At 66.8% G+C, this 15,542-nt stretch carries 14 protein-coding genes and 1 pseudogene; 8 read left to right on the top strand and 7 right to left on the bottom strand.

Annotated elements, in window-relative coordinates; all coding sequences use genetic code 11:
- The first annotated feature begins 106 nt into the window (after positions 1 to 106).
- Entirely contained in the window at positions 107 to 1,024 is a 918-nt protein-coding gene (locus BKA18_RS10250; RefSeq protein ID WP_366047082.1) for a DUF5655 domain-containing protein, read from the top strand.
- Between the two features lie 67 nt (positions 1,025 to 1,091).
- On the opposite strand, the gene BKA18_RS10255 is transcribed toward BKA18_RS10250, so the two are convergent.
- Positions 1,092 to 1,841 carry a DNA-methyltransferase gene (locus BKA18_RS10255; RefSeq protein ID WP_366047081.1) on the bottom strand — a complete coding sequence of 250 codons (750 nt, stop codon included), beginning with the start codon at positions 1,839 to 1,841 and terminating at the stop codon, positions 1,092 to 1,094.
- A 608-nt stretch (positions 1,842 to 2,449) separates the two neighbouring features.
- Here BKA18_RS10255 and BKA18_RS10260 point away from each other — a divergent pair.
- The 7 genes from BKA18_RS10260 (at position 2,450) to BKA18_RS10290 (ending at position 9,741) form a co-directional block, all read left to right on the top strand.
- Positions 2,450 to 3,580 (top strand): C40 family peptidase, encoded by a 1,131-nt coding sequence (locus BKA18_RS10260; protein ID WP_429638300.1) that lies wholly within the window; start codon positions 2,450 to 2,452, stop codon positions 3,578 to 3,580.
- 78 nt (positions 3,581 to 3,658) lie between these two features.
- Positions 3,659 to 3,967, top strand: coding sequence for a DUF6112 family protein (locus BKA18_RS10265; RefSeq protein ID WP_046929256.1), 309 nt, complete (start codon positions 3,659 to 3,661; stop codon positions 3,965 to 3,967).
- Entirely contained in the window at positions 3,967 to 4,656 is a 690-nt protein-coding gene (locus tag BKA18_RS10270; protein ID WP_366047079.1) for a hypothetical protein, read from the top strand. The genes BKA18_RS10265 and BKA18_RS10270 overlap by 1 nt, the downstream gene beginning before the upstream one ends.
- A 31-nt stretch (positions 4,657 to 4,687) precedes the next feature.
- The gene (locus BKA18_RS10275) at positions 4,688 to 6,082 is read left to right on the top strand and encodes an SCO6881 family protein (RefSeq protein ID WP_366047078.1); all 1,395 of its coding nucleotides are present in this window, start codon (positions 4,688 to 4,690) and stop codon (positions 6,080 to 6,082) included.
- 102 nt (positions 6,083 to 6,184) lie between these two features.
- Positions 6,185 to 7,654, top strand: a complete 1,470-nt coding sequence (locus BKA18_RS10280) for an SCO6880 family protein (RefSeq protein ID WP_366047077.1) — start codon at positions 6,185 to 6,187, stop codon at positions 7,652 to 7,654.
- A 42-nt stretch (positions 7,655 to 7,696) separates the two neighbouring features.
- Positions 7,697 to 8,152 carry a DUF6238 family protein gene (locus BKA18_RS10285; RefSeq protein WP_366047076.1) on the top strand — a complete coding sequence of 152 codons (456 nt, stop codon included), beginning with the start codon at positions 7,697 to 7,699 and terminating at the stop codon, positions 8,150 to 8,152.
- A gap of 20 nt (positions 8,153 to 8,172) precedes the next feature.
- Positions 8,173 to 9,741 carry an ATP-binding protein gene (locus BKA18_RS10290; RefSeq protein WP_366047074.1) on the top strand — a complete coding sequence of 523 codons (1,569 nt, stop codon included), beginning with the start codon at positions 8,173 to 8,175 and terminating at the stop codon, positions 9,739 to 9,741.
- Between the two features lie 2 nt (positions 9,742 to 9,743).
- Here the strand turns inward: BKA18_RS10290 and BKA18_RS10295 are convergent, their stop codons facing one another.
- The 6 genes and pseudogenes from BKA18_RS10295 to BKA18_RS10320 form a co-directional block, all read right to left on the bottom strand.
- Positions 9,744 to 11,291 (bottom strand): hypothetical protein, encoded by a 1,548-nt coding sequence (locus tag BKA18_RS10295; RefSeq protein WP_366048844.1) that lies wholly within the window; start codon positions 11,289 to 11,291, stop codon positions 9,744 to 9,746.
- 197 nt (positions 11,292 to 11,488) lie between these two features.
- Entirely contained in the window at positions 11,489 to 11,797 is a 309-nt protein-coding gene (locus BKA18_RS10300; RefSeq protein ID WP_429638302.1) for a helix-turn-helix domain-containing protein, read from the bottom strand.
- A 22-nt stretch (positions 11,798 to 11,819) separates the two neighbouring features.
- On the bottom strand, positions 11,820 to 12,896 hold the full coding sequence (locus tag BKA18_RS10305; RefSeq protein WP_366048841.1) for a tyrosine-type recombinase/integrase: 1,077 nt from the start codon (positions 12,894 to 12,896) through the stop codon (positions 11,820 to 11,822).
- Between the two features lie 576 nt (positions 12,897 to 13,472).
- Positions 13,473 to 13,919: a hypothetical protein gene (locus BKA18_RS10310; protein ID WP_429638427.1), complete on the bottom strand. Its 447-nt coding sequence runs from the start codon at positions 13,917 to 13,919 to the stop codon at positions 13,473 to 13,475.
- 723 nt (positions 13,920 to 14,642) lie between these two features.
- A pseudogene (locus BKA18_RS10315) lies at positions 14,643 to 14,822 on the bottom strand (pentapeptide repeat-containing protein); the annotation flags it as partial.
- Complete coding sequence (locus tag BKA18_RS10320; protein ID WP_366048148.1) at positions 14,797 to 15,210, bottom strand: pentapeptide repeat-containing protein; 414 nt, start codon at positions 15,208 to 15,210, stop codon at positions 14,797 to 14,799. The gene BKA18_RS10320 and the pseudogene BKA18_RS10315, both read right to left, overlap by 26 nt.
- Positions 15,211 to 15,542: the final 332 nt, after the last annotated feature.

The following is a 15,542-nucleotide window of genomic DNA, read 5'->3' on the forward strand; positions in this document are numbered from 1 at the left end:
CATGGCCGGGGCATGATGCTCGTTAGCTCCGAGGCCCTTCCGGAATAAATGCTTCCTTGCCTCGATTGTTCGTTTGCAGTGATCGAGGTGGAGTCGGGGGAGGCGTATGAGCAACTTGAAGGCGTTCAGGGTGAGCGGCGGTCAGGCCACGGAGATGCCGGGCTCGTCCGTGACTCTGGAGCGTCATCTGCAGTCGCTGATCGAGGGCAATATGGAGGCGATGCTCGGCATCCGTTTTCTGGTCAGCGAGTACGCAACGGGGCGACACCGGGGCCGGATCGACTCTCTGGGTTTGGACGAGAACGGGACACCGGTCATCTTGGAATACAAGCGCTCCCGCGACCAGAACATCACGAATCAGGCACTTTCGTACCTTTCATGGCTCCATGACCATCACCATGAGTTCGAGAGCCTGGTCAAGGAGAAGCTCGGCTCCGAGGCAGCCGAGGCGATCGACTGGAGCAATCCCCGACTCGTCTGCATCGCCGGGGACTTCACGCACCACGACACGGTGGCCATCGAGATGATCGGCCGTCGCATCGACTTGGTGAGCTACCGGGTCTTCGACGACGTGCTGACGCTGCAGCTGGTCGCCTCCGTTGCCGGCGCCGCGGCTCCGACGCGGGGAAGAACACCCGCCGTGTCCCGGGTCTCCAGTGCGGTTTCGCCGAAGTCGGTTCAGCAGTACCTGGATGAGTCGCCGCAGGATCTTCAGGATCTGTACGCGGACCTCGACCAGGTGCTCCTGTCGCACGGGGATATACAGAAGGAGCCGCAGCTGCACTACATCGCGTACCGGCGGATCAAGAACGTGGCCACGGTACGGGTCCAGCCGCGGAACCGGATGCTCGTGGTCAACCTGAAGCTGGATCCGGACGCTGTGGAGCTGGAGGAGGGCTTCTCGCGAGACGTCCGCGGCCTGGGCTGCCTCGGCATCAAGGACGGCGTCGAGGTGCGGATCAGATCGCGCGAGGACCTCGCACGAGCCGGTGACCTGATCTGGCAGAGTGTCGAAGTGGGCTGACCTCGAACGGACAAGGGCAACCGCCCTGTTTCTGCGTTCTGGCCCGGTCTGCCGGGGCGTGCCGCTCTCACTCCTCAGGCCCAGCGAGTGCGAAGTCGTCCTGGGTCAGGGCGCTGCGGAGGCGCTGTTCGGCGATGCCGGCGTAGTGGTCGGACAGCTCGATGCCGACGAAGTTGCGGCCCTCCTTCAGTGCGGCGATGCCGGTGGAGCCGGAGCCGGTGAAGGGGTCGAGGACGGTGCCGCCGGGCGGGCAGACCTGGACGAGTTGCTGCATGACCTCGATGGGTTTCTGGGTGATGTGGACGCGGTCCTTGCGGGGCTGGGAGGCGATGAAGTGGCCGGGGAGGTAGAGGTCGCGGGTGTTGTCCAGGGTGCCCTTGACTCCCCAGAGGATGAACTCGGAGTCCTGCTTCGGTCCGCCCTTGCGGGGCCGTGAGGCCGGCTTGATCCACGGCATTTTCCCGTGCCAGGTCCAGCCGGCCATTTGCAGGGCATCGGACGTGGTGGGGTCCTGCCTCCAGTCGGAGAAGACCATGACGACGGCGTGTTCGCGGCTTGCTCGGTATGCCTCGGTGAGCAGTTCGGTCAGCCAGGCGCGGTAGGAGCGCTGGTCGCGGTTTTCGCCGGGGAAGTTCGCGAGGTCGTGCTGTGCGTCGCCGCTGGTGTACTTCGCTCGTGCGGTGCGGGCGGTGCGTTCAGAACTGGTGCGCCCGCCGGAGTTGTACGGCGGGTCGGTGATTACAGCATCGACGCTCTCGTCCGGCAGGGACTTCAGGACGGTAAGCGCATCGCCTCGGTGCAGGGTGTACGACGACATTCGACAGATCTCTCTTTCTGGAATACGGCCACATGCACGCCCCCGTGGAACGGGATATGCGTGCAAGAACTGCTCGGGACAACCGCACAGGCGGCTGACTGGGGCGAGCAGTGGGCTGGAGGTTAGCGCCTTTTTCCGGCCGCACCCAATGGCAGGATCTTGGTCACCCCTTTCATGATCACGGCTCGTTTGGTACGGCCGGATTTTGTCTCTACAGTCTCGGCATGTTCGCAGGACGGGCCCTGATCCCGGCCCTGTTGAGCTGTGCTGATGCGTGTTGCCTCGTCCAATTGGCGGCCCGCTCGGCACCCGTGAAGAGCCCTGACGGATGCGAGGTAGAGGAATTCACTGTGTGGCGCCTGAGATTACGAGCGCGGCTGGCTGCCGCGTTGCGATAAAGGGTCCAATGCTTCGGAGTTAGCAGCTTCGAAGCACGGCCCTCCCTTCGGGGACTTTCGAGTGTTTAACCGGTGTGGTGCCGGTGGCCTTTTCGACGAGAACGCCGGCACCACGCTGCCTACGAGCAAGGAGCTGCTGATGCAGCATGCCCAGGCACGCCCCTCCCCCGAGCCAGATCTTCGGATACTCCGAGCGTCCGGTGGCCGGCTGTGAAGAAGGTCGGTGCGATAGCCGGGGGCGTCGTCCTCGCCCCGATGCTGGTGATCGCGCCCGTCGCCGTCGCCCTGGCCGGCGCCAGCAACGCCCAGGCCGCCTGCGGCGAAGCCGGTGGTGCCGGTGCGGTGGACGCCAAGGCCGTGGCCAAGCAGGTGGAGTCGATCCTCAAGAGCGGCGGCAAGGGTTCTGTGTCCGTTTCGGGGCTGGACAACCCGAAGGAGCAGATACCGATCGCCAAGACGATCCTGGCCACCGGCGTCGCGATGAAGGTGCCCCCGCGCGGGCAGATCGTTGCGCTGGCGACTGCTTTGCAGGAGTCGGGGCTGCGGAACTTGGACTACGGCGACCGGGATTCTCTCGGTCTGTTCCAGCAGCGGCCCAGCCAGGGCTGGGGCACCGCGCAGCAGGTCCGGGATCCGGTGCACGCCTCGACGAAGTTCTACGAGGCGCTGCTGAAGGTCTCGGGCTGGCAGTCGATGACCATCGCCCAGGCCGCGCAGGCCGTCCAGGCGAGCGGGTTCCCCGACGCCTACGCCAAGTGGGAACCGCTAGCCACGGCCCTTCAGAAGGCCATCGCCAAGAACCTCCCCAGCAAGGGCACTTCCGGTAAGGACAGTACCGATGCCAAGCCGGAGGCTCCCGCTGGTGGCTGCGGAACGGGAGGCGACGGCAGCGGGTTCGGCCCGATCCCTGCCGGATCCGTACCCAAGGGCTACAAGATCCCGGCTGATGCACCCAAGTCGGTTCGTATGGCGATCCGTTGGGGTCTAGGGCAGCTGGGCACTCCGTACCAGTGGGGTGGCAGCTGCTCTGATGCGCACGGTCAGGACCCGATGGGTCGTTGTGATTGCTCGTCGTTGATGCAGGCGTCGTACAAGGCCAGCGGGGTCTCGATCTCCCGGACCACGTACACGCAGGTCAAGGAGGGTAAGGCGGTCAGCGTCGATGCCCTCAAGCCTGGCGATCTGCTCTTTACCCGCGGCACAGCAGCGGTGCCGGAACACGTCGGGATGTTCATCGGCCAGGGGTTGATCCTGCAGGCCCCGCGAACCGGTGACGTGGTCAAGATCTCGACCCTCTCTTCCTGGCGGCCGGACATCCTCGCCGCGCGTCGAGTCGCCTGACCGGCCTCTCCCTCTCCCCTCTCTCCCTCTTCCTCCCCTTCCGGGCCTTCGCATGCCCGTATCCGCACTGGAGTTCCAATGAAGCTCATGCAGCACGCCCAGTACCTGGCCTACAACCCCGGCGTCACGCCGAAGCAGGGCGGGCTTCCAGGTCTCGATGTCCTGAAGAACGTGATGGGCAGCATCAACCTGTTCGGCATCATCGCCGCGGTCGGCGCCCTGGTCATCTCCGCGGTCGTCTGGGCCTGGGGTCACCACAGTGGCGGCCACCAGGCGGAGGCGAACGGCAAGAAGGGCACGGCGGTTGCCGCGGGTTGCGCCCTGCTGCTGGGCGCGGCCAACGGCATCGTCGCGTTCTTCTCCGCCATGGGAACGCAGGTCCACTGATGCCGAAGAAACGTCTCCGCATTCCCGAGGAGCGCACGCACGGAGAACCGACCTCGGTGCTGCGGCGCTCACTGATCGGCGGCATAATCCTCGCCGTGCTGCTGGCCGTCGCCGGCCTGGTCGCGTATCTCAACCGTACGCAGAGCCCGCCCTCGGCCAAGCCCTCACCACCGTCGCAATCCGCTCAGGGGTCGTCGCCCTCGCCCGACGCTACTGACGGCAAGGGCGTGGCTGTCGCGGCGCCGCCGAAGACGACCGATCCGATCGCGTTCGCCAAGGCGGCCACGAAGGTCCTGTGGACGTACGACACCCGCGCCTTCGCCCAGGCCGAGCACCTGGCCGGGCTGAAGCGGTGGATGACCGGCGAGAAGAAGTACGCCGACTGGAAGTCCATCACCGACCAGGTGCCCAGTCCGGTGCTGTGGTCGCGGATGCACGACAACCACCAGCACGCGAGCGCCACGGTTGGCGAGGGCCACTTCCCGCAGGCGTTCAAAACCGCGCTGGCTCAGGATCCCGGTGCGATCACCGAGGCGTACGTCTACGCCGTCACGGTCACCGGCAACCAGACCCTCGCCTGGAAGAGCTCCGGGTCCGGGGCCGAGGCCCGCTCGATGACCCTCGCCGTCCAGTGCCGGCCACACCAGAACTGCGCGCTGGCCGCCGTCCTGCCCAACGCCGCGCCATGACCGCCCTGATCCCGGATAAGGAGGTGCCCTGATGGGAGCCTGCGACCTTCCTCTGATGAATTCGATCTGCGACGCCGTCGGCGGCGTCGTCAGTTCCACCGGCGAGGCGGTCACCGATGGCATCGGTGCCTGGATCGCCAAGTCGATGGGCGAAGTGGCCCAGTCCGCGGCCGACCTGGCGTCCAAGGCGGTCGATAAGACCACCGCCATCGACCTGAACGCCGAGTGGTTCCGCAACAACTACGAACTGCTGTTGCCGATCGGGTTGATCCTGACGGTTGGCACGTTCTGCCTGCAGCTCACCCGCGCCGCCTGGCGCCGGGACGAACGCGCCCTTGCCCAAGCCGCGTTCGGGACCATGGTGGGCGTCTTCTTCGCCTTCGCCGCCATCGCCTGCACCACCGTCGCCATCACCGTGGTCGACGCGCTCAGTGCCGGTCTGTTCAAGGCAGCCAACAGTTCCGTCGATGATGCGGTCCGCCGCATGATCAAGGTCAACGAGCTGGGGGCGATGTATGGCCTGGGCTGGGGTGTCCCCTCGATCATCGCGCTCGGCTGCGCCATCGGGGCTTTCCTCTATTGGGCGGTGATGGTGGCCCGCAAGGTCGGCATCCTGGTCCTGGTCACGCTGGCGGTCTTCGCCGGGGCCGGCGGGGGCTGGGAGGTGGCCAAGCGCTGGCGCCGCGGCTGGATCGAGGCCACGGCCACCCTGGTCGTCTCAAAACTGCTGATGACGATCGTGTTCTTGTTGGGCGTCTCGGCCATGGGCAAGTCCGACTCGCACGGTGGGCTCGCTGCCCTGTCGGATGCGATCGCGGGCATTGTCGTGATGGTCCTGGTGATGCTGTGCCCGTACGCCACCTACAAGTTCATCCACTGGGCCGCTGATGGCGGGGGCCACGACGACCTGCACCGCACCGGCGTAGCCGGCATGGCGGTAGCTGCGGGCGCGGCCAAGACCGCAGGCCAGCTCGCCATGCAGGCCGGCACCGGCACGCCTGCTCCGCAGGGTCCGGCGAAGGTGCCAGGCCAGGGCACGGATGGCGTCGCCTCCGGCATCGACCCGACCGGCGGCTCAAGCGGTGACAGTAAGCCGAAGCAGACCCGCTTCCGCTACGGCGAGGACCCCAACGCCACGGGCGACAAGGGCCGGGCACTGATCCAGCGGCCTCCCACGGAAGGCGACCACGGCCAGCCCCTGATCCAGCGCCCCGGCCAGGCGACCACCTCCGGCGCAGCGGCAGCCTCGGCGCCGGTCTCGTCCGGGCTCGTGCCCCAGGGCGCCTCGGCCGCAGCGGGTACGCGGTTGGACCCGCCTGCGCCACGGCCCAGCGGGCCGCCACCGGCAAGTGGGCCTCCGCCGCAGGGCGGTAGCACGCCGCAGCGGTGGATCTACCCCAAGCCACCGGGTGGATCGGGCTCGTAGCCCTCATCTGACGGGGGCGGGCGCCTGGCTGCGCTCCGCCCGCCCGCCCCCGTCTCCCCTTCCCTCCTCCTTTTCTCACCACGTTCCAAGGACGGCTTTGCCATGCATCCCGACGCTCCTCAGCCTGACGGCCCGGCCACCGTGAAATTCCCCCATCGCTCACGCCGCGGTGTACTGCTCGGTCTCTCGGTCGCCCAGCTCGTCGTCGTCACCCTCACCGGCCTGGCCCTGCTCGCGGTGCTGATGCAATCCGGCGTCACCGGGGCGCTCAAGCTCATCCCGCTGTGGGCGGTCATCCTGGCTGCGGTCTTCATCCGCCACCGTGGGCGGTCCCTCGCCGACTGGGCACCCATCGCCCTGCGTTATGCGCTGCGGCGTTTCAAGGGGCAGCTCATCTGGCTGGCCCGCCCGTCCCGCCGCCCGCGGCGTGAGGGCCTGCTGCACCTGCCGGGCACTGCCGCCTCACTGCGGGTGGCCACCTCGCCTGATGGCCAGTTCGGTGCGGTGCACGACCCGCACAACGGCACCCTGACCGCCGCGGTGAAGGTCTCCTCCCGCGCCTTCGCCCTGCTCGATCCAGCCACCCAGACCAGCAACGTCGCAGGCTGGGGCCGCACCCTGGCCGCCCTCTCTCGCACCGGACACATCGCCCGCGTCCAGGTGCTGGAGCGCACCGTTCCCGACTCCGGCGACGCGCTCAACCGCTACTGGACCGAGCACGGCAACGCCGACACCCACCTGGCAGGCCCCATGTACAGCGACCTGCTGACCGCCGCCGGTCCCGCCGCAGCCCCGCACGAGGCATACGTCGCCCTCGCCCTCGACCTCAAGGCCGCCCGACGCCTGATCAACCAGGCCGGCGGCGGACTCACCGGCGCCTTCGCCGTCCTTGCCCAGCTCACCTCCACCTTCGACCAGGCCGCCCGCAACTCCGGCCTCATGCCCAGCGGCTGGCTGGGGGCAAGTGAGATCGCCGCCGTGATCCGTACCGCCTACGACCCCAAGGCGTCCGCGGCACTGGATCTGTGGTCGGAGGCCGGCCGCCCGCAGGCCGATCCCGCGGCTGCCGGACCGGTCGTCCTAGTGGAGAAGGCCGACCGGATCCAGACCGACTCGGCCCGCCACGCCACGTACTGGATCGAGAACTGGCCCCGCATCGAAACCAGCCCCGGCTTTCTGCACCAGCTGCTCTTCACCTCCGGGGTGCGCCGCACCCTGTCGCTGACCTACGCACCCAAGGGTCTGGACGCAGCGCTCAAGGACGTGCAGCGCAAGAAGGCCACGGTGATCGCGGATGCCGCCGAGCGGCAGCGCAAGGGCCAGGTCGACTCCGAAGAGGACTCCGTCGAGTACGCCGACATCAAGCAGCGCGAGCGACAGCTGATCGCCGGCCACGCCGACGTCGCCCTGACCGGTCTGCTCACCGTCAGCGCCGACACCGACGACGAACTCAACTCCGCCTGCGCGGCGATCGAGACGGCCGCGGTCTCCGCCCTCCTCGATCTGCGGCTTTTGACCTGGCAGCAGGCCGAAGCCTTCACCAACGCCGCCCTCCCGCTGGCCCGCCCGTAGCGCACCAGCTCCACCACCGCGCTCAACCGAAGGGCCCCACCCATGCCGACCGACCCCCTGCCCGACCTGGCTGCGGACTTCGTCCCGTTCGCCACCGCGGCGCTCGACTTCCACCGAGCGATCAACCTCCCCGCCGGGCCCGTGGCCGCACACCGCACCGAGCTGGACGCCCTCCACGCCCACCTCACCGCCCTGTACGGCCTCCTCGACACCCACACCGGCCGCACCACCCCGGTGGCTGAGGCCGAGGGCGATCACCTGCGGGCCTGCCGGGTCCGCCTGTGGCAGGCAGCCGAACACCTCCACGCCGCCTTTCACGCAGCCCCTCACCCGGACACCGGCCACCTCCCCACCCGGGAGGCGTGCCGGGCCCGCCTCCCCGAGGGGGCGCCGGAGCTCACCGTGTGCCAGCGCCACCTGGCCACCGCCGCCCAGGTCCGCCGTGACCACACCCCGGCCGATCTGCGCGACCCCTTCACCGGCCTGATCCGCCACTGACCGCCAGGAGCACCACCAGTATGTCCACCCGCACCCGTGCCAGCGCCAGTCCGCTGTTCGTCCCTCGCAAGAGCGACCGCCGCACAGCCCGCGCCGCACGCGACCAGTTCGCCGCTGCCCGCGACCAGGCCCGCCACGCCGCACGCCCCCAAGCCCGCCGCACCGAACCGGGCATCGGCCCCGAGCTGCGGGCCACCTACCCGGCAGCCGGACGGCCCGGCTCGGCCTCCGCCCGCGGCGGCCGTCTCAAGCTCCCCGCTCACCGCATGACGACCGCGACAGCGTCCGGTGCGTATCCCTTTCTCGCCGAGGGCGGCCTGGGCGCTCAGGGGATCTACATAGGCCGCGACGTACATGCCGAGGCGGCGTTTACGTACGATCCGTTCGCGCTGTACGGGCGTCTCGATGGGTTCACGAATCCGAACATCCTGCTCGCCGGGATCATCGGCATGGGCAAGTCCGCCCTGGCCAAGTCCCTCGCCCTGCGAGCCGTTGCCTTCGGCTACCGGATCTACGTGCCGTGCGATCCGAAGGGCGAGTGGACCGTCGTCGCCCAGGAACTGGGCGGCCAGACCATCGCCCTCGGCCCCGGCCTCCCAGGACGCTTGAACCCTCTGGACGCGCCCACCAGGCCGCACGGCGTAAGCGAGGAGGACTGGGCCAACGAGGTCCGCAAGCGCCGTCTTCTCCTCCTCGGCTCGCTCGCCAAGACGGTCCTGCGGCGGGACTTGCACCCCATGGAGCACACCGCACTCGACGTGGCGCTCGACCAGGCCGTCGCGCACGCCGCAGTGGACGGCACCACCCCGCTGCTGGGCGATGTCGCGCACGTACTCGGCTCTCCCGAGCGGGTCGACTCCGCGCTCGGCGAGCTGTCCGGTCGCCTCGGACACGCCGCCGAAGACCTCGCCCACGCCCTGCGCAGGCTCGTGCACGGTGACCTGGCCGGAATGTTCGACGCCCCCAGCACCGTCGCCTTCGACCCAAGCGCGCCAATGCTCTCCATCGATCTCTCGCGCCTGGGCGGGGCCGGCGACGACACCGCGCTCGTCCTGGCCATGACCTGCGCCTCGGCCTGGATGGAGTCCGCGCTCGCGGACCCCACCGGCGGGCGGCGCTGGGTGATCTACGACGAGGCATGGCGCGTCATGCGGCACGTCGCCCTGCTGGAACGCATGCAGAGCCAGTGGAAGCTCTCACGCGGCCTCGGCATCGCCAACCTCATGGTGATCCACCGCCTCAGCGACCTACTGACCGCAGGCGATGCCGGCTCCCGGGGCCGGGCGCTGGCGGAGGGCCTGCTCACCGACTGCTCGACCCGCATCGTCTACCGCCAGGAAGCCGACCAACTCACCTCCGCCGCAGCGCTGCTGGGGCTGACCGGCGTCGAGACGCAGGCCGTGTCCGCCCTCACCAAGGGGCGTGGCCTGTGGAAGGTCGCGGGCCGGTCGTTCATTACTCAACATCTCCTCCACCCGCGCGAACTCGAGTTGTTCGATACAGACGCCCGGATGTCCGCCAAACCCAGTGGGTTCACTCCAACTGAAGGATTCCCAATACCGATGCGAGCCAGGGAGCTGCAGCGATGAGTCTACGTGGGGTCGTGGGTTCCCGAGTCTCGCTCGGTTGTAGCCCTCAGTTCGGGGTCGTCCAGGACGCTCCGGTATCGCAGTGCGGCTTCGATGCCTATTCCGAAGAAGTCGCAGAGGCGGCGTACGTCGCCCCCGGTGGCGTAGATCTCCTGCAGGATTCGGTCGTCGCGCAGGGATTGCGCGGTGATGTTCAGCATGCGCCAGGGGAACTGCTTGCTGACCGGCTTGGTTCGGGCCTGGGTCTTATGGTTGACGAACAGGTGCGGGTTGATCGTCTGAGGCCATCGGCGTGCGCGGTGGTCGAGGTAGGCCGTCAACCGAGTCTTGACCGGGGCTGCGAGCGGAATGACGCGAGGTCCGAGCCGGAGTCGGCCGTCGACAATGTCGGTCAGCGCCAGCTCCTGAAGTTGTCGGCCATTGAGTGCGTGGAAGGCCACCAGGGCGACTGCGAGAGCGCATGCGGGGTCCGGCGAGTTGAGTGCGTCTCGGATCTTCTGGGTGTCGAGTGGCAGCGGGACGGTGGTGTTCGGGCGGGTGGCTCGCATCCCGCGCAGCGGGTTGGTGAACACCCGGCGGTGCGCCTTGAGGACGGTGAACAGCGAGCGCAAGCCCTGCTCGGCGAAGATCCGGTTCGTGCCGCTGGTGGGCAGTGCACGCGTCACGTCCTGGGCAGTGATCTCGGCGAACGATGCGTGGCCCTGCTGGGCCCAGGTGCGCCAGATCGGCGACATGCCGGCGATGTGCATGTGGATGGTCTCCACGTGCCGAGCTCGGCGCCTGGGGGCGGTGCTGCTGCCGCGGAGCATGGTGTCGAACCACAGCTGGAGCTGGCCGGTCATTGCGGCGGGCAGGTCTGTGGTGCGCTGGGCGAAGTAGCGCTCGACGGCCAGGGTGCGGTCGTCCTCGAGGAGGCCGACAGCGTCCAAGACTTCCAGAGTCGAGATCACGGTGGCCCCGTAGCGGATGGCGGCCAGGACGTCGCTGCTGCGGATCTTGGTGCTCGGGGTGTCCTGGAGGGCATCGAGGAGTTTGATGGTGTGGGCGACCCCGTTGACCAGTCGCTTGCTCCAGCCGTGCTGCCGGGCGTGATCGCGCAGGGCCTGGTTGCAGTGCCGCAGCAGCGGCGAATCCTGAGTCAGGGCCCGCTTCTTGATCGCTCCCTGGCCCGGTGGCATGCGGAACAGCAGCAGCTGGCGGTGACTGGCTATGGGCAGTGGTTCGGACGGCGGCTGCAGGCGACGGCGGTGCCGCTCGCGGGCTATGCGTCGTCGGTGGGCGCCGGTGGTGTCGTACTGCAGGTTGGCCAAGAACAACTGCTGCCCGTGACGGTTGGCCTCGGGCAGGTTGATCGCACGGTCAGGCTCTTGGACGCGGCGGGCATTTTCCCAGCACAGACGGCAGGCTCCCGAGCCGTTGACGTAGGTCTCGCGTGCGCAGAAGGCACAGGTGCCAACCGGGTAATGACCGCGCCACCAGCGGCAGGTCCAACACATCCAGCTGTGGCGGCGGTAGACACCCCAGGCCAGACAGCTGTGGCAGGCGCCCATGTACAGCGGTGCTCCGGGGTGGCAGCGCTCGCACCGGCCTTGGCTGAAGTAGGACTCGCTCGCTCCGCAGATCCGGCACGGTGGCGGGGTGAACGGTCCGCCGGGCAGGCATGCGTAGCAGAAGTCGACGCGCGGGTTCGTCCACGCCGCCCGATTGACCTTGCAGGAAACGCACTTGGGTGGTGGAGGGCTGACGCTCATAGCGGCGGCTGGGATCGCTTGTTGCCGAAGCGCGGCGCGACGACCGGTGGTGTGGAGGAGGAGGCGGAGGCGATCTGCGGCCGGTCCGGCCGGCGCTCGGCCACTTTGTCCGGCTCGCGGATCAGCAGCTCCGACGGCTCGCAGTCCAGGATCGCGCAGATCACGTCCAGTTCGTCCAGGCGGACGATGTTGGGCGTGCCGGTCCATAGCTGGGACATCTTGCCCGCGCTGATCTCCACGCCGGCCTCGGCGAGCAGGCGCCGCATCTCGGTCGACTTCCAGATGCCGCGCTCAGCGGCCTTCATGCGCAGGTTCCACCGCACGTTGTCACGTCTCCTCGAAACGGGTTTCCAGCCGCTGGTTGGCCTCGGTCCAAGCCCGTTCGATGTGCTCGCTGCGGACATGGATGTAGCGGGTCGTGGTCGAGAGCCATTCGTGACCGAGCAGCTCCTGCAGTGCCTTGAGGTCCATGCCCTCGGCGTAGAGCGACGAGGCGCAGTAGTGCCGGAGCACATGCGGGGTCAGTCGGCCGTCCCAGCCGGGCAGCCACGTGTTTGTCGCCGCGGCCAGGCTCTTGCGCAGCGGATCTGTGGTGACGCGCAGGCAGCCGCCGAAGTCTGGGTCACGCCGCTCGCTGGGCAACAGGGGGGCGTCCGGGTTGGACCAGTCGCTGCCGAACTGATGCCGTACGTCGCCGAGCCACCAGTCGATCAGGCGGTCCGCGCCGTTGATCGCGGGAATCAGGCGAGGCTTGGGGCCACGGCCCCGGCTGCCCTTGCCGTGTCGCACGTGCAGTTTCCCGAAGGCACCCAGGTCCGGGCGCCAGTCCCGGATGTCGAGCATGACCGACTCGTTGATCCTCAGGCCGAGCCGACGCCACAGGGACGCCACGAAGTAATCCCGGGCTGCTGGCAGGTACTTGCGAGCCTCGGAGATCGACGAGCGCCACTGTCCGAAGAGCACATCCATCTCCGCTTCGGAGGGCGGTACTCGAACGTCGGCGTAGAGGGGGCTCCGCGGACGGTTGTACTCGTCGATCGGCTGCTCGACGACGCAGCCCGTCAAGGCGTGGACATCGCCCTGGTACCGCCTGATCACGAAGTCGTAGAAGCAGGCCAGGATTCCAGCTTTGCCCGCGCGGGTGCTGTGGGCATGACCCGCGAGGCGCTGCTGAGCGAGGAAGCGGTCCCCATCGTCGCACGAGGCCGTCCAGATAGGGCTGTTGAGGGACCGAGTGAACTCGAAGATCACAGCCCGTGCGCCGCCGATGTGGCCGTCCGAGAGATTCGCGGCCGCCATGGCGATGGCGTACTGGTCGACGATCTCCTGCTCGAAATCCTCGACGTCACGCTGCGTCCGCAGCGCACGCGCGGACGAGAGGTTGCGGACCACGGCCAGGCTCATCGACCACTCCCTTCACCGAGGGTGCCATCACGTCGATGCTACCGACCGAACTTCACTGTGGATGAAGGAACTTCAAAACTCATGCCCCAGACCAGCCACCCCCAAGGAGCTGGCCGTCCGCTTCAGCTCATCCCAGAGGCCACGAACGAACCCACGGCCCTACAGACATGAGCGCATCCGCTGGCCGGGCTCATGCCGCGGAGGGAGCCGAAGCCGCACTTCGGCTCCCTCCGCCCTCCCCTCGCAAGCATCTGAAGGAATCCGTTCCCATGCCTCTGCAGAACACCATCCGCCGTGCCACACGTCGACTCGTCCAGCTCTACATCGACGCCGCGAAGGCCAACGCCGGCCACGGCCACTGGCCACAGGTCCCTTCGGCGCCCTCAATGAGACTCGCCGCGCAGGTGATGGGCACCAGGTACCCGTCTGTGATCACACATGGGACCCGCCATGGCTGTAACAGCGCGCCCCCTACCTCCATAGGCCAGCCATTCTTGTTCGTGGATAGGTAAAATAAGTTCACGCATGGCAGCTCCTGGATCTGGGCTGTCTGAGTCGTTGACTAGGCAGTGTCCACTACCGTTTCACCCGCCCTCGGATCGCGAGCGCGGCAAGACCGAGCAGCACCGGCTCGGAGAAACGCGACGCCATCTCGATATACCCGCCGGCCGTCGTCAAGTCCTGACCACTGGACCGGAACACCACAGAGTTGAGCGTCACCGTGAGCGCCTTATCGAAGCGCTTCGTCGTGAACCGGTCCCTGGCCGGGTTCTTAGGTTCGCCCCTGTCGATCTCGAAGATGACCTTTCCCCCGCCGGGTGGGACGGTCCCCGTCGCCTCTTGCTTGGGGGAGGACTGAGGGAGGCCGAAACCCATCATCAGCAGGATGGTGGTCATCATGGCGAGGGCGAGCCAGCCAAGCGCCCGCGACGCGCGCAGCCCGTAGCCGGAGAGGAGCCAGTACCCCTGGAGGAGCCAGCGTTCCGTCGTCTTCCAGCTCCTGCCATGCCGGCGCATCTCCATCTCGCCGTAGTAGAAGTCCGCAGCGCCCGGCTCGTCCTTCGCGTCCTCTCGGGCCTTGCGAAGCTGGCGGTAAACGGCCGCTAGCGTCGGGAGACCTGGGACATCTTGCACTCGCTCGGGAGGTTGCCCCCACCCTGTTCGATCATCATCCTCGCCGCTACGAAGCGCTCGCCACTTCCTTTCTTCTTCTACTACCTGACGTCGGGCCGGACTAAACGGAAGGATCCCTCGCCATCTATCCCGCAGAGGGGGCACACCAAGAATCCAATACCCTTCGAGGCGCATTTGATCCAGATGATGCGCTCCTGAGAATTCACAACAAAGCAGGCTGACGTCGACTAAAAGCAGGAACGAGGAATCCACGCCTTCGAGAGATACTATTGAAGCGTTGACTGGATCGTGCACCCACTGCCACATCGACTGGTTAGCTAGCACCTCGGCTGACGCAAGTGACGGTAAACGTGATTCGTCTCCGCGTTCACTGGGCGCATGATCAGTGGATACCGTACACGGATAGAATAGCCGGACCCTTGTCAAGTCGATCGATGCATATCGCGCTCGAATAGTGACTGACTCCTGCAGCGTGGCATCGCATAGATGTATCGCGGCGGCCGATACCTCCATCACGGTTGGCGCCGTAATCCGGGCATCGGTCAAGTTTATCGGACCTTCGCATACGATCGGACCGAATATCGAATCAGGGCAAATCTGAGCCTTCTCCAAATTACAGCCCCCTTTGAATGTCGCGCGCGCGAAGCTGGTTACATCTTCGAATCTAGTGCCCGAAAAGGTAGAGGGGCCGAATTCGCAGTCCATGAAGCAGGTCTGCCCAGTAATTCTGCAATCCGTAAGCCAGAGGCCGCCGTAGAGATTAAAGTTAAAAGCCATCAAACTGCGCATCATTGAACCATGTTCCAAGCTTAAATGAAAGGTCGGAGAACGTTACACTCTTGGAAAATTTGACCCGCTCGAAAAACATTGTCCCATCATATTGGCCACCCTCGAAATTTACCGTGCCTCCAAATACTGCCGATTGAAACTGCGCATCGCCCGTGAAGTGAGGTGCAACGAAAGATGGTCCACCTTCGAAGGTTGCATTCCGGAAATCCGCATCGTCGAATTGGGCGTCGTCGAAATCGGTATCTCCTTCGAAGGTTGCTTCGTTGAAGCGAACCCGGCCGAATCTGGGGCGTTCGCCATCATGTACAGCTGCCCGGAGCCGACTCCAGAATGACTCGGTGATCGTGCAGCCGCGAAGGTCGATGTTGTCGCCCGGCTGGAGGCCGTCCAAGTAAGCCTCCCGAAGGTTTGGGGTATGAGGTATGCAGGTCGCAGCCCCTTGCATGGGGGCGAGCGCGCCTCGGCACCCCACCGGATCCGACTCGGTATCGGCGCCGTGCCCGCAGTGGCGCCAATGCGGCGGTGAAGAGTTCGTTGATGGCTCAGACATGCCCTTACCGATACCTCATCTGCCCCTGGAGTTCACGCAGTTCGGCGACGAAGAGCGCCGCCGTGAACCTGGTCGCCAACGTCGTCGCCGCGCCGCAACAGGGCTTCACGATCTCCCCATGTAACCGATCGTGTGCTCGCAGTCCGGCGATGTCATCGACAAACAGCTGCACC

Origin of the sequence: Streptomyces auratus (genome assembly GCF_050433025.1) — a bacterium.
GTDB classification, from domain to species: domain Bacteria; phylum Actinomycetota; class Actinomycetes; order Streptomycetales; family Streptomycetaceae; genus Streptomyces; species Streptomyces sioyaensis.